This is a genomic window from Synergistaceae bacterium DZ-S4 (assembly GCA_025943965.1).
GTDB classification, from domain to species: Bacteria; Synergistota; Synergistia; order Synergistales; family Synergistaceae; genus Caenicola; species Caenicola nitritireducens.
Window position 1 is genome coordinate 19,353 of record JAPCWD010000013.1, and the last position, 26,791, is coordinate 46,143.

At 51.9% G+C, this 26,791-nt stretch carries 27 protein-coding genes; 2 read left to right on the forward strand and 25 right to left on the reverse strand.

Features of this window, described 5'->3' with window-relative positions; translation table 11 throughout:
- Nucleotides 1-461 precede the first annotated feature (461 nt).
- Entirely contained in the window at nucleotides 462-1,838 is a 1,377-nt protein-coding gene (locus tag OLM33_08450; protein MCW1713685.1) for a radical SAM protein, read from the forward strand.
- A gap of 92 nt (nucleotides 1,839-1,930) precedes the next feature.
- Nucleotides 1,931-2,425, forward strand: a complete 495-nt coding sequence (greA, locus tag OLM33_08455; GenBank protein MCW1713686.1) for a transcription elongation factor GreA — start codon at nucleotides 1,931-1,933, stop codon at nucleotides 2,423-2,425.
- Between the two features lie 71 nt (nucleotides 2,426-2,496).
- Here greA and OLM33_08460 read toward each other — a convergent pair whose 3' ends face one another.
- The 25 genes from OLM33_08460 to rpsK all read right to left on the reverse strand — a co-directional run bounded on the left by OLM33_08460 (nucleotide 2,497) and on the right by rpsK (nucleotide 26,786).
- Entirely contained in the window at nucleotides 2,497-3,447 is a 951-nt protein-coding gene (locus OLM33_08460) for a D-alanine--D-alanine ligase (protein MCW1713687.1), read from the reverse strand.
- Between the two features lie 16 nt (nucleotides 3,448-3,463).
- A complete protein-coding gene (locus tag OLM33_08465) occupies nucleotides 3,464-5,155 on the reverse strand; it encodes a hypothetical protein (GenBank protein MCW1713688.1) in 1,692 nt (563 codons plus the stop codon).
- Nucleotides 5,143-5,682, reverse strand: a complete 540-nt coding sequence (locus OLM33_08470) for an LPS export ABC transporter periplasmic protein LptC (protein MCW1713689.1) — start codon at nucleotides 5,680-5,682, stop codon at nucleotides 5,143-5,145. Before OLM33_08470 ends, OLM33_08465 begins: the two co-directional genes overlap by 13 nt.
- A gap of 30 nt (nucleotides 5,683-5,712) precedes the next feature.
- The gene (locus OLM33_08475) at nucleotides 5,713-6,726 is read right to left on the reverse strand and encodes a hypothetical protein (protein ID MCW1713690.1); all 1,014 of its coding nucleotides are present in this window, start codon (nucleotides 6,724-6,726) and stop codon (nucleotides 5,713-5,715) included.
- Nucleotides 6,727-6,741: 15 nt separating this feature from the next.
- A complete protein-coding gene (locus OLM33_08480) occupies nucleotides 6,742-8,349 on the reverse strand; it encodes a CTP synthase (protein MCW1713691.1) in 1,608 nt (535 codons plus the stop codon).
- 38 nt (nucleotides 8,350-8,387) lie between these two features.
- Nucleotides 8,388-9,770 (reverse strand): peptidoglycan DD-metalloendopeptidase family protein, encoded by a 1,383-nt coding sequence (locus OLM33_08485; GenBank protein MCW1713692.1) that lies wholly within the window; start codon nucleotides 9,768-9,770, stop codon nucleotides 8,388-8,390.
- Between the two features lie 55 nt (nucleotides 9,771-9,825).
- Nucleotides 9,826-11,055 carry a transcription termination factor Rho gene (gene rho / locus OLM33_08490; GenBank protein ID MCW1713693.1) on the reverse strand — a complete coding sequence of 410 codons (1,230 nt, stop codon included), beginning with the start codon at nucleotides 11,053-11,055 and terminating at the stop codon, nucleotides 9,826-9,828.
- 327 nt (nucleotides 11,056-11,382) lie between these two features.
- The gene (locus tag OLM33_08495; protein ID MCW1713694.1) at nucleotides 11,383-11,838 is read right to left on the reverse strand and encodes a hypothetical protein; all 456 of its coding nucleotides are present in this window, start codon (nucleotides 11,836-11,838) and stop codon (nucleotides 11,383-11,385) included.
- A gap of 58 nt (nucleotides 11,839-11,896) precedes the next feature.
- Nucleotides 11,897-12,766, reverse strand: a complete 870-nt coding sequence (locus tag OLM33_08500) for a DUF4392 domain-containing protein (GenBank protein MCW1713695.1) — start codon at nucleotides 12,764-12,766, stop codon at nucleotides 11,897-11,899.
- A 10-nt stretch (nucleotides 12,767-12,776) separates the two neighbouring features.
- Nucleotides 12,777-13,736, reverse strand: a complete 960-nt coding sequence (gene pfkA, locus OLM33_08505; GenBank protein ID MCW1713696.1) for a 6-phosphofructokinase — start codon at nucleotides 13,734-13,736, stop codon at nucleotides 12,777-12,779.
- Nucleotides 13,737-13,791: 55 nt separating this feature from the next.
- Entirely contained in the window at nucleotides 13,792-14,589 is a 798-nt protein-coding gene (locus OLM33_08510) for a phosphoribosyltransferase family protein (protein MCW1713697.1), read from the reverse strand.
- A gap of 16 nt (nucleotides 14,590-14,605) precedes the next feature.
- The gene (metK, locus tag OLM33_08515) at nucleotides 14,606-15,802 is read right to left on the reverse strand and encodes a methionine adenosyltransferase (protein MCW1713698.1); all 1,197 of its coding nucleotides are present in this window, start codon (nucleotides 15,800-15,802) and stop codon (nucleotides 14,606-14,608) included.
- A gap of 116 nt (nucleotides 15,803-15,918) precedes the next feature.
- Nucleotides 15,919-16,368 (reverse strand): GNAT family N-acetyltransferase, encoded by a 450-nt coding sequence (locus tag OLM33_08520; GenBank protein MCW1713699.1) that lies wholly within the window; start codon nucleotides 16,366-16,368, stop codon nucleotides 15,919-15,921.
- A complete protein-coding gene (locus OLM33_08525) occupies nucleotides 16,346-16,642 on the reverse strand; it encodes an alcohol dehydrogenase (GenBank protein MCW1713700.1) in 297 nt (98 codons plus the stop codon). The genes OLM33_08520 and OLM33_08525 overlap by 23 nt, the downstream gene beginning before the upstream one ends.
- Nucleotides 16,643-16,764: 122 nt before the next feature.
- Nucleotides 16,765-17,964 carry a DUF3084 domain-containing protein gene (locus tag OLM33_08530; protein ID MCW1713701.1) on the reverse strand — a complete coding sequence of 400 codons (1,200 nt, stop codon included), beginning with the start codon at nucleotides 17,962-17,964 and terminating at the stop codon, nucleotides 16,765-16,767.
- Between the two features lie 185 nt (nucleotides 17,965-18,149).
- Nucleotides 18,150-19,517, reverse strand: coding sequence for an L-lysine 6-transaminase (gene lat, locus OLM33_08535; GenBank protein MCW1713702.1), 1,368 nt, complete (start codon nucleotides 19,515-19,517; stop codon nucleotides 18,150-18,152).
- 424 nt (nucleotides 19,518-19,941) lie between these two features.
- A complete protein-coding gene (locus OLM33_08540) occupies nucleotides 19,942-20,979 on the reverse strand; it encodes a rod shape-determining protein (GenBank protein MCW1713703.1) in 1,038 nt (345 codons plus the stop codon).
- Between the two features lie 70 nt (nucleotides 20,980-21,049).
- Nucleotides 21,050-21,829 carry a tRNA pseudouridine(38-40) synthase TruA gene (gene truA / locus OLM33_08545; protein MCW1713704.1) on the reverse strand — a complete coding sequence of 260 codons (780 nt, stop codon included), beginning with the start codon at nucleotides 21,827-21,829 and terminating at the stop codon, nucleotides 21,050-21,052.
- On the reverse strand, nucleotides 21,829-22,638 hold the full coding sequence (locus tag OLM33_08550) for an energy-coupling factor transporter transmembrane protein EcfT (protein MCW1713705.1): 810 nt from the start codon (nucleotides 22,636-22,638) through the stop codon (nucleotides 21,829-21,831). The genes truA and OLM33_08550 overlap by 1 nt, the downstream gene beginning before the upstream one ends.
- Nucleotides 22,629-23,477, reverse strand: coding sequence for an ATP-binding cassette domain-containing protein (locus OLM33_08555; protein MCW1713706.1), 849 nt, complete (start codon nucleotides 23,475-23,477; stop codon nucleotides 22,629-22,631). Before OLM33_08555 ends, OLM33_08550 begins: the two co-directional genes overlap by 10 nt.
- Nucleotides 23,462-24,298: an ATP-binding cassette domain-containing protein gene (locus OLM33_08560; GenBank protein MCW1713707.1), complete on the reverse strand. Its 837-nt coding sequence runs from the start codon at nucleotides 24,296-24,298 to the stop codon at nucleotides 23,462-23,464. Before OLM33_08560 ends, OLM33_08555 begins: the two co-directional genes overlap by 16 nt.
- Nucleotides 24,299-24,302: 4 nt before the next feature.
- The gene (gene rplQ / locus OLM33_08565; GenBank protein ID MCW1713708.1) at nucleotides 24,303-24,656 is read right to left on the reverse strand and encodes a 50S ribosomal protein L17; all 354 of its coding nucleotides are present in this window, start codon (nucleotides 24,654-24,656) and stop codon (nucleotides 24,303-24,305) included.
- Complete coding sequence (locus tag OLM33_08570; protein MCW1713709.1) at nucleotides 24,657-25,718, reverse strand: DNA-directed RNA polymerase subunit alpha; 1,062 nt, start codon at nucleotides 25,716-25,718, stop codon at nucleotides 24,657-24,659. It abuts the gene before it with no gap.
- A 23-nt stretch (nucleotides 25,719-25,741) separates the two neighbouring features.
- Nucleotides 25,742-26,368, reverse strand: coding sequence for a 30S ribosomal protein S4 (rpsD, locus tag OLM33_08575; protein MCW1713710.1), 627 nt, complete (start codon nucleotides 26,366-26,368; stop codon nucleotides 25,742-25,744).
- Between the two features lie 25 nt (nucleotides 26,369-26,393).
- Nucleotides 26,394-26,786: a 30S ribosomal protein S11 gene (gene rpsK / locus OLM33_08580; GenBank protein ID MCW1713711.1), complete on the reverse strand. Its 393-nt coding sequence runs from the start codon at nucleotides 26,784-26,786 to the stop codon at nucleotides 26,394-26,396.
- Between the last annotated feature and the right edge of the window lie 5 nt (nucleotides 26,787-26,791).

The window sequence follows — 26,791 nt, forward strand, 5'->3', positions numbered from 1 at the left end:
GCCCCTGTACTTCTACAGGAGGCGGTATGATCCGCGATTCCACTCCGATTCAGCCTTCCCATCCGGGAAAAGCCCTCATACGCGCTGTCCAGGGCGCACCCTGATGCCTTATCTGTTTCAGCTTCGGCACCGGCTCAAGGGTGGTATTCGGGGTAAGAACATCCGGGATCTTTCAGCGCCGGAAAAACCGGGATCCCCTCTCTGTGATGGTGCTTGTCCCTTACTATCCCTGTCATCGCCTTGCAAAAATAAAGATTTTCGTGTGCGTTTATACATCTACTTATTATAATTGTCAAGCCAGTATCAGTGAGATCTATAGCTGATGTCCTATTATACATGATTTGACTTATAAATTGACGAGATTTAAAATTATGGTCAGCATGACGGTGTCCGAGTTCTTATCCGGTTGGGGTCTGCATGGCATATACGGGGCTTTGCGCAGATACAAAGGAGTGAGCACTATGGCATTTAACATGAAGCAATACGCAGAAAAAATGGGCGTTAAGGCCGCCCTCTCGTACCTCGAAAACGATCCTGAAAAAAATATACCCAAAGCTGTGAACTGGGTAAAGCTGTTTGACAGAAAAGGAATTTATTCGGCAGCCTATCCTGCACTGGAAAGAATTGCCTCAGACCCTCAGAACATCTGGTTCAAATTCATCAAAAGCCTCTATTCGGACATAGACCCCGATGTAAGAAAGAAACTCTTCACCAACTTCATATTGAACTCGGCAATAACCGGCTTCAACAGGCGTGCGGAAAACGAGGCAAAGTACGACTGCAACGTACCATGGGCAATACTTATGGATCCCACGAGCGCCTGCAACCTCCGCTGCAAAGGATGCTGGGCGGCGGATTACGGAAGCTCCATGCAGCTGGAGAGGAAGATCCTTGACAGGATAGTCAGGGAAGGTAAAGAGCTTGGCACATATACCTATCTTTTCAGCGGAGGCGAGCCTCTCCTAAGAAAAGATGACATACTCTATCTATGCAAAAAACATGATGACTGCCTCTTCATGGCGTTCACAAACGCCACCCTTATCGACAGCTCCTTCGCTGACAAAATGCTTGAGACAAAGAACTTCGTTCCTGCGCTGAGCATCGAGGGCTTCGAAGAGGAGACCGACTTCCGCAGGGGGTCCGGCACATACAGATCTGTCGAAAATGCCATGAAGATCTTTAAGGAGAAAAAACTTCCGTTTGGCATATCATGCTGTTATACGAGCAGGAACATCTCTTCGTTAGGCAGCGAAGAGTTCTTCGATCACATGGTAGAGATGGGCGCTAAGTTCGCATGGCTCTTCACTTATATCCCAATAGGCGAAAACGCTGTGAAAGACCTTATGGTAAGCGCGGAGCAGCGTGAATTCATGTACAGGCAAATACGTTCTTTCAGAAGAACCAAGCCGATCTTTACGATGGATTTCTGGAATGACGGCGAATACGTCAGGGGATGCATTGCCGGGGGGAGAAGATATCTCCATATAAACGCAAACGGCGACATCGAACCATGCGCGTTCATACACTATTCCGACTCCAACATCAGAAACAAAAGCCTGCTTGACGCTTACAGATCGCCTCTCTTCATGCAGTACAGGACCAGGCAGCCTTTCTGTGAAAACCTCCTGCGTCCCTGTCCTCTGCTGGATCAGCCGGACAATCTGGCTTCGATGGTCGAGGAGTCAGGAGCCCGTTCCACATATATTGACAGGCCGGAAGAGGTAAGAAACCTCACTTCCAAATGCAGGGAGCGTTCCGAAGAGTGGGCCCCGGTCGCGGAAAGGCTGTGGTCGGAAAGGTCATGGGCAAGGGATGCCGCCGTACGGCACCGGCAATAGATTCTCTTATAACATCTATTTGATATTTATAACTCTTTCTGCTAAAATGCTCTCCGCACAGGAGTATTTCGACTTAGGTGGTGTTTGGTCACATGGCAGCAACAAAGGCATATGACGACAAAGTAATAATGACACGCGAAGGATATGACAAACTGAAAGCGGAACTAGTGGCACTGCGGGGAGACGGCAGGGCAGAGATAGCCGCAAAGCTTCAGGAAGCGAGAGGGTTCGGCGACCTAAGTGAGAACGCTGAGTATCACGCGGCTAAGGAAGAGCAGGAAAAGCTTGAGAACAGGGTCCTTTGGCTTGATTACCAGCTCAGTAAGGCTAAGGTCGTAGACGCAGAGGACGTCGACACAAGCTCAGTCAGCCTGGGCACGACGGTAACGCTCAAGGATCTGGATCTTAAAAAAACCTACATCTATACCCTTGTAGGCACCGAGGAAGCTGACATTAAGGAAAACAGGATCTCCGCGGCAAGTCCGGTCGGAATGGCCATAACGGGCAAAAAAGCCGACGATGAAGTGATGGTCAGGACTCCAAGGGGAATAAGACATCTTAAAATAATGAAGATCAGGCTTAAGTAAGCCTGATCTTTTTTCTTTTTCCGCGGCTCCGATCCTTTTACAGGGGCCGGTAGGCCCATTGGGCCTGATGCTTAAAACCTTCTCTTTACGCCGAAAGAGACCCTGATGACGCTCTCAAGGAATTCGCCGAACCCGAGGCCATAGGCCCTTGCTGACTTCGGGACAAGGCTTGTTGCCGTCATCCCCGGGGCGGTGTTGACTTCGAGCACATAGGGCTTCCCCTCTTCAGTGACCCTGAGGTCTACCCTGCTGTATGACCTGCAGCCAAGGCTCTTGTGGGCAAGGACCGCAAGCTCCCCTATTTTCTGCGAGAGTTCCGCCGGAAATTGCGCGGGGCAGATGTACTCGGTGCAGCCGCTGGTATATTTGTTTCTGTAATCATAAAAACCAACTTTGGGCCTGATGTCTATCGCGGGGAGTGCAATGACTTCGCCGGCTTCCCTCTCCCATACGGGGACAGTGATCTCCCTGCCCGGGATGTACTCTTCCACCAGGGCTTTGTCCTCCGATCCGTAAGCACTCCAGCATGAATCTATCCCTGCCCTGAGTTCTTCAAACGTCTCCGCCTTCGTGACCCCTACAGTGCTTCCGCCGCTGTTCGGCTTGACTATCAGGGCGCCGTACTTTGAGAGCATATCTCTCTCTCGTGGACCCGGATACTCCCCTTTGTGTATAACAGTCCCATCAGCCAGCGGGATGCCATTTATGGAAAAGAGGAGCTTAGCTACAGTCTTGTCCATTGCAAACATGCATGCCTCAGGGCCTGAACCGGTGTAAGGAATGCCGTATGCGTCAAGGCATGTCTGGAAACGGCCGTCCTCCCCCCAGTCCCCGTGAAGGGCGATAAAAACACCGTCAGCTCCGAAGCTGTGCCATTTCTCCACAAATGCCCTTGGTGAGTGGACATCTTCCAATACCACAGAGTGCCCTCTCTCAGAAAGGGCCTCGCAAACCGCCTTGCCCGAGTTCAGTGACACTTCCCGCTCGGGACTTGTTCCGCCGTATGCTACAACAATTTTCATATCGATCAAACCCTCTTTAGAAACTCTTTTTGGTGGCCTCTGAATTCGTCTCAGATTCTACACCAATTTTATATTCCGGATAAGCGTTGATGTAGAAGAATATCCCCGCCGTCAGTTCGTCTCCCGCCTTGTTGTCCCTTATCCATAGGTGCCACGTGGTGCAGTGCTTGTTGTAGTTTAAGGAGTAACGCATGGAGGCTATCTCCCGCGAAATATTGTCATAGGCAGCAGTTACAGAGAAGGTCCACTTTTCCCAGGAAGCCCCGAACGGAAGGGGGAAGGAGACGGTCTGGTAAAAGTTCTCGTTGTCTGCATACCTGTCCCACGCAAGGGGTGATGATCCGTCGGCCCACCTCCTGAAGTACATTGAACTGAAGCTGAAATCGCCGATTTTCCACCTGACGCCCAGCCAGCGGTCGATGATATCCTGGGTCTGGTCTCCTCCCTCGTACGTGTGGTAGACATATCTGGCTCCGTAGAAGGGCTTGAAGAAGAAGTCCCCCACATCGGGAGAGCCTGTCATCTCAGTCCCGAAAAGTATCCTCTCCCTCCACGGCTGTACGGTAGCAAGGTTGTCCTGATAACGCCCGTAGATCCCGAAGAACCTTATCCTCCCCCAATCTGAAGCATCACCGTACCAGGGAGAATATATGCCGAATTCAGGGTCGGTCCATACGTTAAAGCGCTGTTCCTGCCCAGGCCTCATTTCAGTCTCTATCAGTTCCCTCTGGGCCTGGTAGAGTACGGCCCTCCATCCGTTCGGCGCGTTGTACTCAAGCCCCCACTTAGGACGCCACATGATCTCTTTAGAATCAGAGTCATATAGGCGGTTCGACTCCATAAAGACCGAAAGGTCCTGAAGGATCTCCCTCCTGAAATGTAGCCTGGCCTCCCACATGTTGTCCGACCAGTATATCGCATTGACGTTCAGTTCTCCGACTGTCCCGAGATCCACATATCCTTTAAGCCCTCCGCCCATGCCTTTGTTGGAATCATAAGCAAAATAGGGAAGGAGGCTCTGCTCCCTCGGCCCAAGCCTTGCGACGTAGTCAAAGGGATATGTGAAGATACATTTCTCGCCTATGTACACCCTTGGGCGTCTTATTATCATTTTTTTGTTTGGTATTATGACGACTTTTTTAGATTTGAGCCTGTAGTGGGGCTTCTCAAAGTCACATGTGGTCGTTGTGACGTTCAGCCATTCGGTGATCTGCTCGTCTTCCGCGTCAGTCTTCTTCTTTTTGGGCCGTGACTTCAGGACTCCGAACTTTACCGCATCCTCCATGGGCATGACACGTACATCGTTTCCCTGCATGAAGAGGGCTTCCATCTTGCCCGAGGCATCGGTCAGGACTCCCCTTCTCGTCTCAAGGCTGTAAGTCAGATGTTCACCTGTAAGCCTGTCCGGCCCCGAGAAAAGGTCGACCTTTCCCCTCTCGTCGGAAGAAGCCTCTACTAGCTGGCTGTTGCTGTTGTATTCGACATGCGGAGCAAAGAGCCTCATCGTCTTGCTGCGCACCTTGACATTCCCGTCTGCCGTGGCTATCCCCGTGTTCTCCTGGTAGACCACGCTGTCTGCGTCAATATGCACCTCGTCGCGGTCATCTTCGGCATAAAGGGGCGTAAGAAAAAATGTACATGCAAGGATGAGTGCAAGCGAAATGACCCGTAATGGTCCGTACCTGTACGTTTTTTTTATTCTTTCCACGTTACGACTCCTCCGCCTGTTACTGTGCATTCTCCGCTTCTGGCATCATAGGTGCCCTCTTTGCCTTCGACCGTGATCTTGCCGTCAGTAAGCATCACGCCTTTGAAAAAACTCCAGAGTTCCTTTGCAGCTTTGAATTCGACCCTGCCCGCCCTGAGGTCGTATACCTTGTCTTTCTCTGTCATCTCGGCATCCGCGCTCGTCATTTCAATATCGTTGTTGGCTCTTGTGAATACGCCCTTATCGGCGCTGATCCTTGTGACCTTGTCGCCGCTTTCGGTAATCGTAATGTCAAGAGACTCTCCGTAAAAGAGCCCGTCCCTGTGCTCCACCCTCGGAGATATGAGTTTCCACTGCGCTCCGTTTATCTCCCTCTCTATCTCGATATTTTCCACTATTATGTCGGGCAGGGGGATGTCTGCGGCCCTATTTGACAGATTTAGGTCCCTCCATAAAAAGGCTGACACTACAGCGATACAAAACAACGCTGCTATCGTGTATGCCTTTTTGCGGAAAATGTTTTTCACTGACAAATCAATGTCATTCCGATCAATATATTACGGATTGATCTGTGACCCGGCACCCTGCGGAGAAGTGACATCACCCGAGACGGCCATTGACGATATCTGGCTTGGGATCTTGTATCCGGGGACCGTAGTTGCTGCAGTGGTCTCAACATAGAAGAGCGTGCCCTCTTTCAGCTGGTTGTCAGAGCCCCGGACGAGGAAGCCGCCGGCCAGTCCGAGAGGGCCAAGAAGTACCGCGCCCGCGAAACTCGCGCCTACCGCTCCCACAGTCGCTGCATCGGCTTCCATGGCTTTTTTCGCGGCCTCTCCCATTGCAACTGTAACTGAGTTGGGACCGATCACTTCAAGCGCATCGAAGGCCATTTCGATCTCAGAGGGCCTTCCGAAGCTGCGCGGAGGCTTGACCTTGGTAATGTGGGCAAAAACTCTGCTTCCTCTGGGAGCCACAAGGTTCTGGTTTACGACGATCTCTTCGATGAGCTTCAGAACGACCTTGTCATCGACCTTTACATTTTTCACGGTAAGCGTCTGAGAAAGTGATGTCTTTACGACAGTCGAGGCAGGTATCTCGACCGGTGTGGACAGGACACCTTCAGGGAGAAGTTTTGTTATAAGCCTCTCTGTTCTCGCGGCGTACGGGCCGCCCTGTACCGTTCCTTCGACGACAGCTTCAATGGTGTCGATCCTGCGCGCAAGGGCCCATCCGGGATGTATTTCCTGAGCTACCGCCCACTCCGCGACGGAAAGCTTGAAAAGGAGCGAAGGCTGAGTGGTGGTCCCCTTCTCAAGGAAATCAAGCATCGCGGTCTGCCTTTCAGTAAGGCTGCCCGGAAGTTCCCTCCCGAAAACATCCTTTTCCGCTGCGCTTAGCCTTGAAAGAAGACCGCCGCCCTGCGGTGAACCATAGACTATCGTCTCTATCCTCTCGAGTGTCTGAAAGGCAGGACCTCCGTCAGCGGCCGCATCTGAGGCAAAGGAGAGCGAAGCCGATGAGAACACTGCGATGACAACTGCCGCCAGTATCAGATAACTTTTCAATTTCATATCAGTTTCCTCCTTTCAATTTTTCACTTTAGAATTTTTAATTGCCGCGGCAATAAAGTTTAAGAAGAGAGGATGGGGGCGCACCGGCCGTGAGAGGAACTCCGGATGGAACTGCACTCCCAGCATCCATGGATGTCCGGTATTTTCCATTATCTCTACCTGTCCGCCTGTGGGACAGACACCTGCAACTACCATACCGGCCTTTTCAAAGAGCTCCATATACTGATTGTTGAATTCAAACCGGTGCCTGTGCCTTTCACTGATCGTGTCCGCTCCGTAAATGAAATGGGCCATAGTACCTTTCCTGAGTTCGCACGGATAGGCTCCGAGCCTTGAGGTCCCCCCTATGTCAGAGATGTTTTTCTGTCCCTCCATGTAGTGGATGACGGGGTGGGGGGTCATTTCGTCCATCTCAAGGCTGTTTGCTCTGTTGAGTCCCAGGACGTTTCTTGCAAATTCGATCACCGCCACCTGCATACCCAGACAAAGGCCGAAGTAGGGGACTTTGTTCTCCCTGGCATATTTTGCCGCACCGATCTTTCCCTCTACTCCCCTCTGGCCGAATCCACCCGGGACCAGGATCGCGTCTGCCTTTGAAAGTATCTCTTCCGGAGGACCGTTTTCGAGGTCCTCCGCTTCGACAGGCATTACGCAGACCTTTACTCCGTTGGCTATCCCCGCATGAGCGATCGCTTCGTTCACGCTCAGATAGGCATCCTTTATCTCCGTGTATTTGCCGACAAGGGCGACCGTAACTTCTCCCTTCAGATGGTCATATTTCTCAAGGAAGGTGTTCCAGTCTTCCATATCAGGCTGAACAGAGGTATCGAGCCCCAGTTTTCTGAGGGCCATCGTGTCAAAATCCTGTTTATGGAGGATGGCCGGTATACGGTAAATGGAGTCGGCGTCAATGGCCTCAAAGACACAGTCGGGCATGACACTGCAGAAAAGGCCGATCTTGTCTCTGAGGTCCCTGCCGACAGGGTACTGCGAACGGCAGACGATGAGGTCAGGCTGGATGCCTATTCGCCTCAGTTCGTTGACGCTGTGCTGGGTGGGTTTAGTCTTGAGCTCTCCGGATGCTGCTATGTAAGGCACAAGCGTGACATGACAGTAAAGGATATTCTCCCTTCCTATCCTTCCCGCGAGCTGCCTGATAGCTTCAAGGTACGGAAGGCCTTCTATGTCTCCCACTGTGCCGCCAATTTCGGCTATGACGACATCCTTGTCCTCGGCAACTTTCAATATCCTGTCCTGGATCTCATTGGTGATATGAGGTATGACCTGTACCGTCGCGCCGTTGTATCCTCCGCTTCTTTCCCTCTGGATCACCGCGGAATATACCTTTCCGGTCGTACAGCTGTTTTCGCCTGTAATGGCCTCGTCGATGAAACGTTCATAATGTCCGAGGTCGAGGTCGGTCTCAGCTCCGTCCCACGTTACGAAGACCTCCCCGTGCTGGAACGGGCTCATCGCTCCCGCATCTACATTGATATAGGGGTCCATCTTTAAGATGCTTACCCTGTAACCTCTTCTTTTAAGCAAAACGCCAAGAGATGCGGCAGTTATTCCTTTACCCAAAGAAGAAACGACGCCGCCTGTAACAAAAATAAACTTTGTCATCTATAACGCCCCTTTAATGTTTCGGTCTCGCAGTGAAATTACCTTAAGTATCTCAGTGGGTTCATTGGAGTTCCGTTCCTTCGCACCTCAAAATGGAGGTGGTTCCCGGTAGACCTTCCCGTACTCCCGACCCTTGCAATAAGCTGCCCTGCCTTTACAGATGCTCCGTTCCTGACAAGAAGGCTGCTGCAGTGTCCGTACAGGGTGGAAAGTCCTCCGGGGTGAGAGATCACTATCGTCTTTCCATATCCTCCCATCCAGCCGGAGTACACTACTCTTCCTTCACCAGCCGCAACTATGCCGCTGCCCCTTGGCGCTCTTATATCAAGTCCTGAGTGGAAGACCCTCCTGCGCCCGAACGGACTTCTGCGCCATCCGAATACACTGGATATCTTACCCATAACAGGCCATCTGAACATCCTGGAAGATGATGCGGAAACTTTGGCGTATGAAGTCCTTGAGGCTCTTCCCGGGGCAGATGCCGTTACAGCCGCGACCTTTGCTCCGGGCAGGAATATTTCAGTGCCCGCCCTCAGATCCGCATCTTCCTTTAGGAGGTTTGCGGCAAAAACTGCCTGTTTGTAGGAACCGTGTTTATCGGCAAGTTTTGCGACAGTGTCGTTTTTGTTCACTTTAACGAATATACCGTCCTGGTTTGGTATCCTCAGCACTGTACCGAGCTTGAGGTAGTTTATGTTTGATATCTTGTTGGAGCCTATGATAGTGTCGAGGTCAAGGTCAAATTTATTGGCTATTGACCAGAGGGAGTCTCCCGGCTGCACTGCATATTGGGTGAGCGAAAGCGGTTTGCCCTGTTTCTCGAGGTCCGCCTCATATTTTTTTAGTTTGTTCACATAAGCGAGCGTCGCTTTCACAGCATCCCGGCTGTCTGGTACGTAAAGGATATCTGTGTAACTGGGCTTCTCGTTAAGCTTCAGTCCGTTGGCATGCCTGATGTCCTCAGCGCTGACCCCGTATTCTTTCGCTACGGAGTCGACAGTGTCTCCCTGGTCAAGGATCACTTCCTGCCAGCATATATCACCGATAAGTGCTTCCTTGTCCTCGCTGAGGATAAGGCCGTCTCCTCTGGAGAGCACTCCGTAAAGTTTAAGTTCTTCTGTTGTAAGGCTGGGAACGCTTGGGAGGGGGCCGATGCCTATGGGGATAACTTCTGTTTCCGGTCCGGACGGTTCTGCAGGAGAGCTGACCGCTGAGAGATCGGAGACATCTACCATCAAAAAACCTCTGTTGTCGACAGTTTTTTCAGATATTTCGGGAAGGTCCATGCCTATCCAGTACATGCCCGCTCTCTCTGCTGCCATTGCGGACAGTACGACAGAAGCCGACAGAGCCGCAATGATAAACAGACCAAAGTATAAGGTTTTTTTCTTTTTTGCACCGTCCAGGTCAAACTTTGACATCATCCGGTCACTCCACACGTATCGATCATCGCAAGGCCGCAGATCTGGAGAAAGCTCAGCCTGCCTTTATTGTAGCAAGAAATTCACGATTATTCACCGTGTTGCGCAATTTATCCAGAATAAGATTCAAAACTTCAGCCTCATCCATGTTCGTGATCTTTCTTCTCAGTGCCCAGATCTTCTGCAGATCCTCTTCGGAAACGAGAAGCTCCTCTTTCCTGGTCCCTGATTTGGTGATATCCAGGGCAGGGAAAATGCGCTGCTCAGATATCTTGCGCGATAGATGGACTTCCATGTTGCCTGTCCCCTTGAATTCTTCGTATATTACGTCATCCATCCTGCTGCCTGTCTCGACCAGCGATGTTCCTATTATAGTCAGGCTTCCGCCAAATTCAATATTCCTGGCCGCGCCGAAAAACTTTTTGGGGAAGTAGAGCGCGGCGGGGTCCATCCCTCCCGAGAGGGTCCTGCCGGAGGGAGGCACTATAAGGTTGGAGGCCCTTGCCAGCCTTGTGATCGAGTCGAGCAGGAGCACCACATCCTTGGACACCTCGACAAGCCTCTTTGCCTTCTCCAGCGCCAGCGCGGCGACCCGCATATGCTCCTCGGCGGGACGGTCAAAGGTCGATGCAATTATCTCCCCGTCAACGGAACGGGCCATGTCTGTAACTTCTTCAGGCCTTTCGTCTATAAGGAGTACCATAAGGATAACTTCAGGATGGTTGGTCGTGATCGCATTGGCAAGGTTTTTGAGCAGAGTCGTCTTTCCTGCTTTAGGCGGGGAGACTATCAGAGCTCTCTGGCCCTTGCCTATCGGGGCAAAAAGATCCACCATGCGGGTAGAAATTATTTTTCTGTCCGTCTCGAGATTCAATTTTTCATCGGGGAAAATTGGTGTGAGTGATTCAAACTGAGGTCTTTTTCTTGCTGCTTCGGGGTCTGTAAAATTTACATTCTCCACTCTGAGCAGAGCTTCATAGTGCTCCTGTTCCTTGGGCGGGCGGATGATCCCCCACACCACATCCCCGTTCCTCAGCCCGAACCTGCGTATCTGAGAGGCTGACACATATATGTCATTGCTGCTGGGGAGCAGTCCCGAAGGCCTTAGGAAACCGTAGCCTTCCGGCAGGCACTCCAGGGTACCTCCGTTGAACCTGTACCCCATCGTCTCCGCCTGGGTCTTGAGTATATCGACGATAAGGTCGTCCTTGCGCCTTGCCGATATGGAAGTCACACCGATCTCTTTAGCAATTTTTCTCAGTTCAGCAAGGGTCTGCTGTGCCAGAAAGTTGAATCCGAGTTTGGGGTGCGTATGTTTGTGAAGCCTTCCGTTGCCGTTGCCGTTTTGTTCTTTTTCCGCCTCCTGGACAGGGACATTTTCAGCGGCGGTCTGAGCAGCCGGTGCGGGGGCCGTCGATGGGGCGGCGTAAACGGATGCCTCTTCTGTTGCGGGGACTTCTCTGACTGCTGTTGTTTCAGCTTCGGCCTGTTCAGCCTTTGCCTTGACTTTTTTGGCAGATGGATCGCTTACGGTCTTTGCAGCTTTTTTCTTTGGTTCCTCTGTGGTTTCACTCTTTTTTCTCGGCAACTTTTATGACCTCCCGGTCTGGTTTCATTTTCTTCTTACTATTTCGAACTTGATGTCCGACCATACTTTTGCAGGGGTCGAAACAGTTACTCTGTATGATCCCACCGGGAGAGGGGTCCCCTCTTCCCTGAGGAGATAAAAGGTCCTCACTCCGTTTTTGCTCATAAGCTTGAGGGGTTCCGACAGGACCATTTCATTCCCGTAATACCATGAAACCTCCAGATGGCTGCCTTCGCGCGCAGAGGAATACTTCAGCCATAAACAGATCTGACTTGGACCGTAGGGGATGCTGTTGCCGATCAACAGAGGCTCGCGGTTCTCTCCGAGTTCCTGACAGATCACTGCGTCTTCGACCTTGAAAAAACTCGAAAAAGGACCGGCTTTTAAGCTCCATGTCACCAGCAAGAGCAGGAGAATTACACTGAAACCGAGAAGGACAAGCGGCCTCTTTGCTGATCTTTCTGTATTGATTCTATCCATGCAAGACCACCAATCTCTAACCTGACATTCTACCATGAGAATCCAAAAATTCAAAAAATCAGGAGCGGAATTTATTCCATATTTCGTATAATCCGGCAATGACTGCTTCGTTCGCCTCGATCCCAAAGCCGTCCACAGTAAGTTCCGGCCTCTTGCTTATGCCGTCAACGGCGTTTTTTCCGATAAGGGCTTCGAGCATGGAACGTTCATCGCGCCTGCAGGGGCCGCACCAGTAGCCCCATATATGTGAAAGTGCAGTGCTGAGAGCATAACAGCCCCAGTTGCTTACGTCCGCCGGGATCGCGACATCTGTACGGATCACGGAAAGGCACTTTCTGAAATCCGGCCTTATGTCACATATATCGGACATGAAATTTCCCATCCCGACCTCATTTCCTCCGTCGCCTATGCCTACCGTGAAGATCCCTTTTCTTGAACACAATACGGAGAACCAGTCAAGGGAAGGGGTCCAGGCTGAGATGTCCTCGCTCCTCATGTTGTAAAATTTGCCGTCAGCCGCGCGTCCGAGACGCTCAGTGAATATGACCGCATCCGGAGCAAAAGAATCAAGCATGTCGAACCGGTCTGCCGCAAATACCTTCTCTTCAGGGAATCCGGCCGCGGAAGCGCATGCCTTCAATGCCTCAAGACAGAGGGCGTCTGTCCATATCTCTGTTTCGGCGCCATGTTTCCTTAAGGCCCTGGCCAGGATCACGGCTCCCCCCGGACCGTCTGTCTCGGGAGCACCGGCTGAGGGGACAAAAAAACCTGAAACCACAGCTGCCCGCGACACATCGGCAAGGCCTTCCGCGGCCTTCTGCCAATATACCTTGCGGCACAAGGAGGATATTCCCCTTTTTCCCCTGTCCGCAGCTACCATTTTCACCAGTTCTTCGGCAAATTCCGAAGGCAGTCTGTATCCGTCCATCTTCATCTCACTATATGCTTAATGTCTCAACAAGCCTGATCATGTCCGGATCCAGATCTCTTTTCGTTTCCCAGGCCGTCCTGATCTCAGAGGATACGATGTTGCCGTTGATCCTTCCCACCATCTTCCCTCTTTCGCCCTTTATAAGCAGTTCCACGGCTGCGGCTCCAAGCCTCGAAGCAAGGACCGTATCGAAGCATGATGGAGCTCCTCCTCTTTGAAGGTGTCCGAGGACTACTATCCTGGGATCATAGCTTCCCTGCCCCCTCAGTTTTGCCGCGAGCTCTGAAGCGGACATTACGCCCTCTGCGAGGACGATGAGGGAGTGCGTCTTGCCCCTCTCCTTTGCGTAGCTCAGTTTTTTACATATGGCATCAAGGTCGGGAGCTATCTCAGGGACAAGGACAGATTCAGCACCGCAGGCCACACCGGTCTCCAAAGCGAGAAATCCGGCGTTCCGGCCCATCACTTCGACTATAAACATCCTGTCATGGCTGGAAGCCGTATCCCGAAGCTTGCTGATGCACTCAAGCGCTGTATTGCAGGCTGTATCAAAGCCGACAGTGCAGTCGGTGCCCGCCATGTCATTATCTATCGTCGCCGGTATCCCTACGGTCGTGACGCCCCTTTCATGGAGCTCGTGCGCCCCCCGGAAAGAACCGTCGCCGCCTATCACGATAAGGGCATCGATATCATTTTCCTTCAGTTTTGACGCTCCGGCATTCACACCTTCCGGGCGTAAAAACTCCGGACATCTCGCGGTCCTCAGGATAGTCCCGCCGTGCAGAAGGATGCCTCCGACTGAACTCCTTGTCATAGGAACAAGATCTCCCTCAAGGAGGCCTTCGTACCCCCTCCTTATGCCTACAACGTCCAGCCCGCTGTAAAGAGCGGTGCGGGTCACCGCCCTGATGGCCGCGTTCATTCCGGGAGAATCTCCCCCGCTCGTCAGGACTCCTATCCTCTTCAACATGGCTCACCCTCCCCGTTGCCCAAAGAGATCACTGCGCCTGACCTTATCGATGTCATTCTGACCCGCCTGCCCCGCGGCCGGTCTGGATGCCGATGTCTTTCCACGCGGCTTCATTTTCCTGCGACGGGACCCTCCCGGACCACACCAGAACAGAGGATACAGTCCCGCCGGACCTTTCGACTGCCGATATGGCTGCACGCATGGTGTTGCCTGTAGTATATACATCATCGACCAGAACGACTGACATCCCATCCAGGCTCTTTGACGCCTCCATAGCATCAGGGGCCATCATATTTCTTGAAGGTCCGGTCTTTCCCGCCTGGGAATCGACGTTTTTTCTCCAGATGAGCATTCTGCCTTCAGCGGGTATGCCCCATACCAGGGAGACACCCTCAGCAAGGAGCAGCGATTGATTGTATTCCCTTCTGCCGGACCTGTGCAGGGGTATCGGTATAAGCATGTCGGTCCGGACCGCACTGAATGTCTCGCCCATCAGCCTGCCCATCGGTATGCCCAGAGAGCGGACATTTTTGTATTTCAGATCCAGCAGAAGATCACGGGATATCCCCTCGTGGAGCGAAAGCGCATAGCAAGGTACCGACCCCGAGCAGCACCCGGCTCCGAACGGTGCGCCGCATTTGGCGCAAAACGGCGGCAACGGAGATGCTGCGGACCGCAAACACCTGTCACAGCACGAAACTCCTATCTTGCCGCATACGGGACACCTCTGAGGCCATACAAAATGAAAAAATGCGTTTATGCTTCCGGGGACTTCAGCCTTGAAAAAAGAACACCGCGGGGAGGCTGCAGATATGTCTTTCCGAGGATCCTGCGGTGTTCTTTCAAACATGTCAAGGTGCAATAAACTAGAGGCCGGCTGCTTTTCTGAGTATATCCGCCTTGTCGGTGCGTTCCCATGTGGGAATGGGGTCAAGGTCGACACGCCCCATGTGGCCGTAGGCAGCGATCCTCTTGTAGCAGGGCTTGCGCAGGTCGAGATCCCTTATTATCGCCGCAGGGCGGAAATCAAAGTGTTCTCTTATGAGTTCCGTTATCTTTTCGTCTGAGACGGCACCTGTCCCGAAAGTTTCGACCATTATGGATACCGGTTTGGCAACTCCTATGGCATAGGCGACCTGGATCTGGCACGCGGAAGCGAGTCCCGCCGCAACTACATTTTTGGCCACGTATCTGGCCATATAGGCCCCTGAGCGGTCAACTTTTGTAGGGTCCTTCCCTGAGAAGGCTCCCCCTCCGTGCGGGACGGCTCCCCCGTACGTGTCGACTATTATCTTCCTGCCCGTAAGTCCGCTGTCAGCCTGAGGTCCTCCCATCACGAAACGGCCCGTCGGGTTGATAAGCATCCTTGGTTTCTTCTCTATCAGTGATCCGGGGATCACCGGTGCGATGACGTACTTCTCCACGTCTTCCGCTATCTGTCTCTGGTCGACTGCAGGGTGGTGCTGTGTGCTTATTACTATAGTGTCTACACGGGCAGGTTTGCCGTCGATATATTCGACCGTGACCTGGGCTTTCCCGTCCGGACGGAGATACGGTATCGTCTTGTTCTTCCTTACTTCGGCCAGCTTCCTTGCCAGCCTGTGGGCCAGCGAGATCGGCATGGGCATGAGCTCCTCCGTTTCGTCGCACGCATAGCCGACCATAAGTCCCTGGTCTCCTGCGCCGACCTTGTCTATCTCATCGTCGGAGAGCTCCCTTGCTTCGAGGGCCTTGTCCACCCCCTGGCTGATATCCGAAGACTGTTCGTCTATCGCAGTTATTACAGCGCAGGTGTCACCGTCGAAGCCATACTTCGCCCTCGTGTAGCCGACTTCCTTAACTGTTTCCCTCGTGATCTTTGGAATGTCGACATAGCAGTTCGTTGTGATCTCTCCCGCTATTACGACAAGTCCGGTGCTGACAAGCGTCTCACATGCGACTCTTCCCATAGGGTCCTCTTTGAGGATCGCGTCAAGGATAGCGTCTGATATTTGATCTGCGAGTTTGTCAGGGTGTCCTTCCGTCACTGACTCTGACGTGATAAGATACCTTTCTTTGCTCATTTCACAAACACCTCCGTATTATATTTGCAGCCGGGGACCGGCATGCTTTCAGAAGATTTTATTGCCTGATGCTCTTTTTGAACAGTGCTGTACGGCCGGTACCGTGAGAGTATATTTTACGAATACTCGATCGGCCTGCGCTGGAGGATAAGCAGACCGTCCCTGGCCTCAAATCCCAGTTTGCACATAAACTCTATAAGTTCGCTTGTATAAGTTACTATTACGGGGACCGGCCTTATCGCCGGATGGGTCAGCGCATACCTTAAGAGGCTCGAGCCAAGCCCCTTTCCCTGGTGGTCGGGGTGGACGAGGATATCCCAGAGCGATCCCCTGAATACGAAGTCTGTTATTATACGGCAGAAAGCGACCAGTTTGCCGTTATACCTCACGGAAAAACACATGCTCGTTCCGTCGAGCATCTTCTGGATCTGCTCAAGCGAACGGCTTCTGCCCCATCTGGTAAACCTGTAAAGATCCTGGAGCTCTTCCGGCGTTATGGCAAGTTTGCTGTCATAGAAATAGTACCCGGGGCAAAAACTGTCATTAGAGCCGATACTTTGTCTCATCAAGGTCATCCTCTGTCTCTTCCTGATCAAATTCACAGGGACCCCCGTTTTCGTCACACTGTCCCTGCTTTTCGGGAAGGCGGCCCGCAAGCGCCAGCCCTCCGATTATCTTCCGAAGATCTCCGCGTCTTGCATCCTTGCTGATGGTCAGTTCCATGACCTGCCCCGCACCGCATTTGGAGCAGGTCCATACTGCACGGGCGATCCCGTCCGGCCCGGGCGATCCTGCAAGGACCTTTACTTCACCGCATTTTTGACAAGCCACTATCAGCATTGGGCAAACCTCTTTCCATCAGGCCAACGAACCTGAATATTCCGCTTGTTCACTACGGTGCTGAAGAGAAGGGCCTTCCGCAGGCAATATGAAAATGAACGCGATCCTCTTGAAAACCGGCCTTATTTTAATTCAAATCTTATCTTTACGGGACCTTCAGTGTAAATGTCCCCGGCGGCATATATCCTGAGCCTGACATCGGACCTGGCGCCGGTAACGTCTTCAATGGTCTGCATGAACTCTGCCGTATCGATCGAGCCTACGTTGCCGCTGAGCGGATCCCTGAGTACACCGTCTCTTGCTGCCCTAAGGTTTACGTCCCTGAGCATCAGAAAAAGCATCTCTTCGGCCTCTTCCCTGGAGGACCCCTTATTTATGATCTTTTCCGCCAGCATATCCCCCGAAGCAAAAATGCGCTTTGTATTGTATGTCTCCAGTTCAGCCATCACAGGCTCTCCCTCTACTGCGTTGGAAAGGGCTGTGAGCCTCAGGAGCCAGCGTCCGGGGGTCTTTGAGAGTACGGACTTTGCCCGGTCGACCGAATTTTTATCGACAAGCGGCTTTTTTATCGCTTCGGGCTTTGTTCCGAAACGATATGCAAGGAGAGCACGGGTCTCTTCAACCAGCCTTTCGACTGCCTGATCAAGCTGATGTGGAGTCAGATCGGGTCCGCTGATGACGCCCTGTGCAAGCTTTTCCCCCGTCAGTGCGGCGATCCTGCCCTCCCTTAGACGCTGTATGTCTGCTTTGAGCCGTTCCGCTTCGTTTTTCAGCGATGCGACAGACGACTCCAGCTTTCTCGTCTCCTGTTCAAGTGCGGTCTTTTCTTCAAGAAGGACCTTTTGCTCTTCTTCTGTCTTTTCCTTTATCGCAGTCATTTTCTCAAGCTCTGCCCTTGCCTCCTTCAGGTTTTTCGTTCCTGCGGCAAGCTTCTGTTCAAGGGAGTTGAGCTCTTCCTGCTTTTCTATTACATCTCCCTTGCTCCTGAAAAGCTCCAGCTCCATGCCCTGGAGGTTGGCCCTGTTCTGCTGCAGTTCGGCCGTAAGGCTTGTGATCTGGTTCTGGACATAGTTCATGCTGAAAAGGGCTGTTCTGACAGGTTCCGAGGCCACGCTTATCACAAAGAGGGTGAAGAGTGCGATGCCGATACCGGTGATCACGGAGATTATCCTCGACGTATATTTGGGGCGGAGCTTCAAAAAGGTGACCCTTTTTTTGCCCAGCTTCATCCCGATAATATCACCGGCCCACGCAACAAGTGCACTGACGACTGCCAGTGTTCCAAGAAGGCTCCAGTTTATCTCTCTGAAGAGTTCAAACAACGGCTTCTCTCCCCTGCCCGACAATTTCTCAAAACACTTTATAAAAATAACACGACCACTGACATTATAGCAGGATAATTTTACCTGTTTTTCAATAATAATGCATAAATCTCAGAACATGAAACTGGTCCGGCTGATGCCGGACCAGTTTCATTAAAAGCGACTCCCCGTGATGGGTTTGTTTTTTACTTCTTGAAAACGGCCTTTGCTGCCTTGCGTGATATCTCGATGCCCTTTTCGAGGTCTGCGATCGGAACATTGAGTGCCGGACGGAAGCGGACTGTGTTGCTGCCGCAGCCGAGGATGAGCATCCTGTTTGCGTGGCATTCCTTGAGGAACTTGTCGCGGAGTTCGGGCGAGCAGATATCGTATGCGCACATCAGTCCTTTGCCTCTGACGTTCCTGATGAACTCGGGGAACTCGGCCTGGAGTTCGTGGAGTCCCTTAAGAAGGGCCGGGCCGGCGACGTTGCTCACATAGTCGAGGACCTTCTCTTCGCGGTAGATCTCAAGGTACTTCGCTGCGCGGACCATGTCCACGGTGTTTCCGCCCCATGTTGAGTTGATCCGGCTTGATACCGTGAAGCAGTTCTTCTCGACTTCATCTACCCTCGGTCCTGCGACCAGTCCGCAGACCTGGGCCTTCTTGCCGAACGAGAAGATGTCGGGTTTTACGGGTGCGTGATGTTCCCATGCCCACATCTTTCCCGTGATGCCCATTCCGCACTGGACTTCGTCAAATATCAGCATTATGTCTGACTCGTCGCAGATCTGGCGGAGCTGCTGGTAGTATTCGGTGCGGAAGTGGTTGTCGCCGCCCTCGCCCTGGATAGTCTCGATGATGATCGCGGCTATGCCGTTGGGGTCGTTGGCTATCGCATGCTTGATCTGTTTCAGCGACTGAGCTTCGAGCCATTCGACCTCTCCGATGTGGTCTTCGAGCGGGAATGTGATCTTGGGGTTGAGAACGCGCGGCCAATCCGTGAACTTGGCAAAACGCTGGTGTTTGTTGGGGTCATTGGTGTTGGTAACGGAAAGCGTGTATCCGCTGCGGCCGTGGAATGCTTCGTTGAAGTGCATGATCTTTGTCCCGACCTTGCCGTCGTACGCATCTCCCTTTGTGACCTTTCCGGCGGCAAGCAGCTTGCTGACCTTCCAGTCCATTGCCACCTTGAAGGTGTTCTCGACAGCCAGCGTACCATAGTCGATAAAGAATGTGTGTTTGAAACCGTCGGGGACTGCCACCTCTCCGAACATCTTTATGAACTCGGCCATTTCCTGAGTATATATGTCGGAGTTCGCCACTTTGTTGATGGCTGCGCGGAAGATCTTTTCCTTGAATTCGGGTGTCTCAAGCTTGGGGTGGTTCATTCCGAAGGGCGATGACGCAAAGAAGGTATAGAAGTCAAGCCAGTCGGCCCCGCTGGCCGAATCATGGATATGGCTGCCTTTGGATCTTTCCATATCGATAACGATATCGAAACCGTCTCTGAGCAAAAGGCTTTCAATTGTCTTAAAAACATCCTTGGGCTCTACTGAAAATTTTGCTGTCATTTGCACTACCTCCTTAGATTTTTGTACCGTGTATCATAATTAGTTCATTATTGCTACAGGCTGATGTTATAAGTTTAATGTTCCGCTTTGCTTATATCAAGACTATATTTCCAGAATACAATACACAATTTATTTCAATATCCACAATGTTTAAAGGGGGTAAATTACTCTTTTATCAAAAAAATCAAAAAATTTTAAAAAATTATTGAAATTATTCTTGATTTATTTGAGACAATTGCGAACAAATATATATAAATAAGTATTGAAATAAATTTTGATCTATTGTTGATCATAAATTGATTTGATAATTCTAAATATAATGCCGGATCTGCATTTGACTCCGGCGTATATTTTGGTCATATTTGTTTTCTAAAATAATTGAATCATAGTGTTCCTTTAGTTTCTTTTGACGGATGGAACCGGGTCATCTTCCCTTGTAACCGCGGCGGGTCGCAGAGTAGATCGCTCCGGTCTCCTTCAGTTTGTCAAGGGATTCAAGAGCTATGCCGGTCCCGAGAGCTACACACTCGGAGGCTGATTCGGCAACTACGGCATTTATTTCCGTCTCCTCCATGATCAGCTGGTCAAGCCCATTAAGGTATGCGCCTCCGCCTGTCAGGATTATCCCCCTGTCTATAACGTCGGCCGCAAGTTCGGGCGGTGTTTTTTCGAGGACCCTTTTAATGCCGGAGATTATCGTTCCCACCGGTTCTTCTATGGCCCTCACAACATCTGAGCTTGATACCGTGATCTGCCTCGGGAGCCCCTGAACAAGATCCCTTCCCCGGATCTCCATGGTCTTATCCGGATTTCTCTCCGTACATGAGCCGATGGTCTTCTTAAGGTCTTCCGCCGTCTGCTCTCCGATCGCCAGATTGTACTGGCGCCTCATGTACCGGATGATCGCCTCATCAAACTTGTCTCCCCCGACTCTCAGCGATTCAAAGACGACAAGTCCGCCGAGCGAGGCGATCGCGATGTCGGTCGTTCCCCCTCCTACGTCCACCACCATGTTCCCGACAGGCTCGCCTACAGGCATATTGGCACCTATCGCCGCCGCCATCGGTTCCTCAATAAGATACGCCTCCTTGGCACCCACTTCAAGGGCAGCTTCAAGGACGGCCCGTCTTTCAACATCGGTCGCACCCGCGGGCACTCCTATCATGACCCTATGCCTGACTATTCTCTCGATGCCGGACGTGACTTTTTTTATGAACTCCCTCAGCATTACCTCCGTCATGGTGTAGTCTGCAATTACTCCGTCACGAAGCGGACGTATGGCAACTACGTTCTCGGGAGTCCTTCCTATCATAACTTTGGCATCCTCACCTACAGAAAGGATCTTGCCTGAATTCTGGTCAAGGGCGACCACAGAGGGCTCCCTCAGGACGACTCCCTTTCCCTTAATAAATACAATTACAGTAGCAGTACCAAGATCTATGCCAATATCCTTGCTCCACAAATCAGTCAGCCTCCCAAACTTTTGGGGACGCCCAGCAAAGGCCCCCGTTCCCAAACGAAATCATTTTACATCATAGACAGCCGTTGTGGCTATTCCATAAAGGCTCCCTGTAGTCTATCCTCCACAAAAAAAGCCCGTTCGGCGGAAAGGTCCTCCCTGCGGTACTCTTATCAAAACCGGGCAACAAAAGGGAGAGCAGCCACTCGGGTCTGCGTTCACCCTTTGCGATGAGCTCAAGGTCGCCCATTATCATCCTTACCATGTTCGTCAGAAAACCGTTTCCTTTTATCCGAAGCCACATCAGGTCTCCCCGCCTGCGCAGTCTGACTCTGTACATCGTCCTTACAGGATCGTCCGGTAAATTCGATGCTCTGCAGAAATTTGTAAAATCATGCTCTCCCTCAAGCAAAGGACATGCTCTTGCCGCAAGGCTCCAGTCCTGGCCGCTTCCCCTGATCCAATGGACAAAAGGTTCGATATGGGGGTATATCGTCTTCCCGGTCCACATGAAATATATATACTCCCTGCCGGCTGCGTCATACCTCGCATGGAATTCTGGCCGTGTCTTTGTCAGCCTCATGGCCGTGATCCCCTGCGGGAGATTCGCGTTGAGAGCCATCAGCAGCCTGTATTCGTCCCATTCACTTGACATGTCGAAGCTGCATACCTGGGCTCTGGCGTGCACTCCCGAATCAGTCCTCCCTGCCCCCGTAACGGAGACCGGTTTCTTGTCCAGCATCGAGAGCACCTTTTCCACCGCTTCCTGCACAGAGGGACTGTCAGGCTGGATCTGCCACCCTGAGTAGGACGCCCCGTTGTAACTGAGCTCAGCAGCATACCTTGTCGCCATCATGTCCACCTGTTCAAAAACAATACCGCAGCCGAGAAGATGGCAAAGGACAAGACGGCCTTGTTTTCAGGACTCCCCCAGATGAGGGGATACATCCTTACCCTGCCTTTTCCTCCCCTGTAACACCTTGCCTCCATTGCGGAGGCAAGTGTGTCCGCCCGCTTGAATACGAGGACAAAGAGCGGGATAAGGACCGGGATGTAAGCCCTGGCTCTTTTTAGCAGGCCGCCGCTTTCAAAATCAGCCCCTCTTGAGACCTGGGCGTTTATTATCCTCTCCGTCTCTTCAAAAAGAGTCGGTATAAACCTCAGCGCTATAGTCATCATCATTGCCACCTCATGAGCAGGGAAGCCAAAACGGGACAGAGGGCCGAAAGCCGCCTCCAGTCCGTCCGAGAGTTCTGAAGGGCTGGTGGTGAAAGTGAGAAGGGCTGTGAACAGGACGAGCAGGTAAAGCCTCAGTCCCGTCCGAAATGCGGTGATCGTCCCTTCTGTGCTTGCTTTTAGGGGCCCTATTGAAAAAATGACCGTGCTTCCTCCCGTGAAGAAAATATGAAGGACGGAAGTAAATATTATCAGTATCAATATAGGCCTTGCCGAGCGCAGGAGCGATGCAGCCGGTATCTTTGAGATCTTTGCCAGGATGAAAATGAGAGAGGCCCACAGGGCCATGGCCGGAAAGCTTTTTGTCAGAAAGATCAGGATCATTGACAGTACAGTGATCAGGAGCTTGCTGCGGGGATCCAGCCTGTGTATGAATGAGTCGGCCGGGATATACTGGCCCAGCGCCATGCCCCTGATCAGCGGCATGCTGTTCCTGACGCCCTTATCTCCTCTGCCAGTTCGAACGGGTCAGAGGTGATTTTATTTATCCGGCCTTTTTTTTTCAGTTCAAAAGATAAAGACAGTATATCGGGAAGTATGAGGCCTTTAACGCAAATATCGGAGAGTATTTCGGATATTTCCAAAGGAGAGCCGAATGCGGTAACATCGCCATCGGATATTATCAGTATCCTGTCGCTGATATCCAGCGCAAGTTCCAGGTCATGCGTGATGTGGATGACACATTTGCCATTTTTGGACATGGCTCTTAAAAGCGACGTAAGTTCGCATAGGCCATTAAAATCAAGCCCTGCAGAAGGTTCGTCGAGCACAAGATAGTCGGGATCCGAGGCCAGTACCGAGGCTATCGCGACCCTTCTCTTCTCCCCTCCTGAAAGCATGAAGGGATTAGCCGGCGCAAAAGATCGGTCAAGCCCTATCAGGTCCATGGCAGCAAATATCCTCTCCTCAAGGACATCTCCGCTGAGGCCCCAGTTAGAGGGTCCGAATGAGATCTCTTCGCGGACCGTCTCAGCAAATATCTGCTGTTCCGGATACTGGAATACAAGCCCTACTGCCTGGCGTATCTTCCTCAGGTCAGCCGAATTCTTTTTTATTGACATACCGTCGACAGAGACCTCACCGGACTGGGGTATTATAAGGCCGTTGAGGTGCATGGCAAGCGTTGATTTTCCGCTTCCGGTATGGCCCACGATCGAAAGGATCTCTCCCTTTTCCGCCTCGAATGAAATGCCTTTTAGTGCGGCTGCTTCTGTAGGCAGCCCCCTGTTATAGGTATATGAAAGGTCATTTACAGTGAGAGACATAGTTTTTCCCTTATTTCACTGATATCGGACTTTGTCGACGGAGGTACGATCCCGTTTTTTGCAAGCTCTTCCCTAAGCACTGTGAGCGGAGGTTTTGCAAACCCCATCTCCCTCAGTCTGCGCTCTTCCATGGACAAAAATTCTTCTGTCCCGCCCTGCCATTGTATTTTTCCCTCTGCGACAACAACAGTTCTGTCTGAAAGAGCTGTCTCGTCCAGTCTGTGCGTCACCTGGACGACAGTACACCCTGAATCGTGCTCTTGCTTAACAAGATCAAGAAAAGATCTTCTGGATGCCGGGTCAAGCATTGACATCGCTTCGTCGAGCAAAAGGGCGCCCGGCCGGATGGCAAGGACGCCGGCAAGGGCAAGCCTTTGTTTCTGCCCTCCGGAGAGGGAGGAGACGGTATGCTTTCTCTTCTCCCAGAGCCCCGCTCCGAGAAGCGCTTCTTTTACTCTTGATTTGATCTCGTCGGACGGGAATCCCAGGTTTTCCGGTCCGAAAGCGGTGTCCTCTTCCACCACGGAAGCCACGATCTGGTCTTCCGGGTTCTGGAAGACCATGGATACTTTTGACCTGATGATCTCAGTATTGTCTGCGTTCTTTGTATCCATGCCGTCAATAAAACAACGGCCCTGCGATGGAAGCAGCAGGGCATTGAACAATTTCAGCAAAGTAGACTTTCCGGACCCGTTGGGCCCGAGGAGTGCCATCCACTCGCCGGCGCGGATTTCCAGATCGATGCCTTTAAGAACCTTTTTTTCGGTCTCCGGATACTGGAATTCCGCGCCCTCGAGACAAAGGGTCGTACCTGAACTCATTAAACTAATCGACCAGCTGTATAACCGCCATCTCGGAAGCATCGCCAACACGGGCGCCAAGTTTGACTATCCTTGTATAGCCGCCGTTGCGGTCAGCATATTTGGGTCCAAGTTCATTGAAAAGCTTTGTAACAGCCTCTTTATGCGGTAAGCGTGCCACGACGAGACGACGGTCGTTGAGGCTGCCTGATTTAGCTTTGGTGATAAGCTTTTCGGCTACTCTGCGAACTTCCTTTGCCCTGGTCGTTGTAGTCACTATGCTGCCCTCAATGAAGAGACTGGCTGCCATATTCCCGAGCATGGCCCACCTATGGGAGCTGCAGCGTCCCAACCGCCTTGTTGTCACGCGGTGTCTCATTTAAATTTCCTCCTTCTGTTTCTCTTCGTTCGTTTCGACTATGTCATCTATCGGAGAACTTATGTCTCCGCTTAGATTAAGATCGAATTTTGCAAGCTTCTCTTCTATCTCCCTGAGCGATATCTTGCCAAGGTTGCGTATTTTGAGAAGATCTTCCCTCGTTCTCGAAACCAGCTCGCCTATTATGTGAACTCCGCCGCGAAGGAGGCAGTTCTCGCTCCGTACAGAGAGTTCCAGGTCTCGGACGGGCCTTGAGTAGATGGAATTTTCGCCCATCGGGAAACCTGCCATTACTGGCTGTTTATCGATACCGGAGGTGCCGGAGACGTTCTTTGCGTTCTCCTCGCCCTTGATTATCTCTTCCAGCGCACTGCTTCCCGGGCCGGCAAGCGAATCGACTATGGAGGAATAGTATCCCTTCAGTATCCTGCTTGCCTGTATCACAGCCGATTCAGGGGATACTACCCCGTTAGTCCAGATCTCAAGTGTAAGGCTGTCATAGTCTGTCCTCTGGCCCATACGCTTGTCCTGGATATCATACTTGACCCTCTTTACAGGCGAATAGAGCGCATCAGTCTGAAGCGCGTCCACGGGCAGGTAGGAAGCTCTGGGACGGTCAATGGGCAAATACCCTGTCCCTGTGCCCACATAAAGATCCATTACCATAGATGCGCCTTCTTCCAGGGTGCAGATATATGCCTCCGGATCCGGGAATTCCACTTCGCTGTCCGGTTCGATATCTGCGGCTGTGACCGACTTTGGCCCTTTTACTTCAAGCCTGAGCGTCGTGACAGCCGAAGAATGACAGCGTACGGGAATATGTTTAAGGTTTACCAAAAGTTCGATCACATCCTCTTTGACGCCCGGGATTGTACTGAACTCATGGAGAACCCCCTCAATACGCACAGCAACAATAGCAGCACCACTGATAGAAGAGAGCAGAACTCTGCGAAGCGAGTTGCCCAGAGTTACCCCATAACCGATCTCCAGCGGTTCAATGGTAATTTTGCCGTATGACGGGGTGGATTCCTGTACTATGATCTCATGGCGATCATGCTCCATATTCTCCCCCACCTTTCGTTTCCCTAACGGGCATAGAATTCAACAACCAGCTGTTCGTTAACAGGTACTTCGATCTGCTCGCGGATAGGCACTGTCAGAACATTGCCTGTCATGGAATCAGGGCTGAAGGATAGCCAGGCAGGAATGCTGCGCACTGCCGCTGCCTCAGAATTTTCCTTCAGAAGGACTACCTCCCTGCTTCCTTCTGCGACAGCCACTACATCTCCCGGCTTAAGAAGTGCGCTGGGGATGTCGAGCTTGCGGCCGTTGACCGTGAAATGCCCGTGAGCTACCAGCTGTCTTGCCTGGCTCCTGCTGACACCAAAGCCGAGGCGATAGACGACGTTGTCGATCCTGCGCTCAAGGAGCTGAAGGAAATTATGGCCTGTCTGTCCCGGAAGATTTGATGCCTTTTCATATATTGTGCTGAACTGGGTCTCGTTGAGTCCGTAAAAACGGCGAAGCTTCTGCTTTTCCCTCAAACGGAGTCCATATTCGCTCATTTTGCCGCGGCGGGTACCATGCTGACCCGGCCTTGAATTACGCTTCGTAAGACCGCATTTCTCCGTATAACAGCGGTCTCCTTTAAGAAAGAGCTTCGTCCCCTCTGCACGGCAAAGCCTGCAGACAGGTCCTGTGTATCTGCTCATACCAGTCTTTTACCTCCTTTGTTGCCTACACGCGGCGCCGCTTGGGCGGGCGGCAGCCATTGTGCGGGATAGGGGTTGCATCTTTGATGACATTGACCTGAAGTCCGGCTGCCTGAAGCGAACGTATCGCTGATTCGCGGCCCGGTCCGGGGCCCTTTACGATAACATCGATCTCGACTACTCCGTTATCCTGAGCAACCTTTGCTGCCTGAGCCGCTGACATCTGAGCTGCATAGGGCGTTGACTTACGGGTCCCCTTAAAGCCGACGTTGCCGCCGGAAGCCCACGAAAGTGCATTGCCCTGTTTGTCTGTAAGCGTCACTATGGTGTTGTTGAACGTAGAAAAAATATGCGCTACGCCATAGCTGACATTCTTTCTCTCTTTACGTTTACGACTACGCTGTACGCGTTTTGCCACCTGTT

Coding starts and splice junctions, on each gene's coding strand:
- OLM33_08525 (MCW1713700.1), bottom strand. CDS start 16,642: ATGCTGATAGTGGCTTGTCAAAAATGCGGTGAAGTAAAGGTCCTTGCA.
- OLM33_08570 (MCW1713709.1), bottom strand. CDS start 25,718: ATGGAGCATGATCGCCATGAGATCATAGTACAGGAATCCACCCCGTCA.
- OLM33_08550 (MCW1713705.1), bottom strand. CDS start 22,638: ATGCCGCTGATCAGGGGCATGGCGCTGGGCCAGTATATCCCGGCCGAC.
- rpsD (MCW1713710.1), bottom strand. CDS start 26,368: ATGAGCAGATACACAGGACCTGTCTGCAGGCTTTGCCGTGCAGAGGGG.
- OLM33_08460 (MCW1713687.1), bottom strand. CDS start 3,447: ATGAAAATTGTTGTAGCATACGGCGGAACAAGTCCCGAGCGGGAAGTG.
- truA (MCW1713704.1), bottom strand. CDS start 21,829: ATGGCGACAAGGTATGCTGCTGAGCTCAGTTACAACGGGGCGTCCTAC.
- OLM33_08560 (MCW1713707.1), bottom strand. CDS start 24,298: ATGAGTTCAGGTACGACCCTTTGTCTCGAGGGCGCGGAATTCCAGTAT.
- metK (MCW1713698.1), bottom strand. CDS start 15,802: ATGAGCAAAGAAAGGTATCTTATCACGTCAGAGTCAGTGACGGAAGGA.
- OLM33_08510 (MCW1713697.1), bottom strand. CDS start 14,589: ATGTTTGAAAGAACACCGCAGGATCCTCGGAAAGACATATCTGCAGCC.
- OLM33_08450 (MCW1713685.1), top strand. CDS start 462: ATGGCATTTAACATGAAGCAATACGCAGAAAAAATGGGCGTTAAGGCC.
- OLM33_08520 (MCW1713699.1), bottom strand. CDS start 16,368: ATGAGACAAAGTATCGGCTCTAATGACAGTTTTTGCCCCGGGTACTAT.
- lat (MCW1713702.1), bottom strand. CDS start 19,517: ATGACAGCAAAATTTTCAGTAGAGCCCAAGGATGTTTTTAAGACAATT.
- rplQ (MCW1713708.1), bottom strand. CDS start 24,656: ATGAGACACCGCGTGACAACAAGGCGGTTGGGACGCTGCAGCTCCCAT.
- greA (MCW1713686.1), top strand. CDS start 1,931: ATGGCAGCAACAAAGGCATATGACGACAAAGTAATAATGACACGCGAA.
- OLM33_08485 (MCW1713692.1), bottom strand. CDS start 9,770: ATGTCAAAGTTTGACCTGGACGGTGCAAAAAAGAAAAAAACCTTATAC.
- OLM33_08480 (MCW1713691.1), bottom strand. CDS start 8,349: ATGACAAAGTTTATTTTTGTTACAGGCGGCGTCGTTTCTTCTTTGGGT.
- OLM33_08495 (MCW1713694.1), bottom strand. CDS start 11,838: ATGGATAGAATCAATACAGAAAGATCAGCAAAGAGGCCGCTTGTCCTT.
- OLM33_08475 (MCW1713690.1), bottom strand. CDS start 6,726: ATGAAATTGAAAAGTTATCTGATACTGGCGGCAGTTGTCATCGCAGTG.
- OLM33_08555 (MCW1713706.1), bottom strand. CDS start 23,477: ATGTCTCTCACTGTAAATGACCTTTCATATACCTATAACAGGGGGCTG.
- OLM33_08500 (MCW1713695.1), bottom strand. CDS start 12,766: ATGGACGGATACAGACTGCCTTCGGAATTTGCCGAAGAACTGGTGAAA.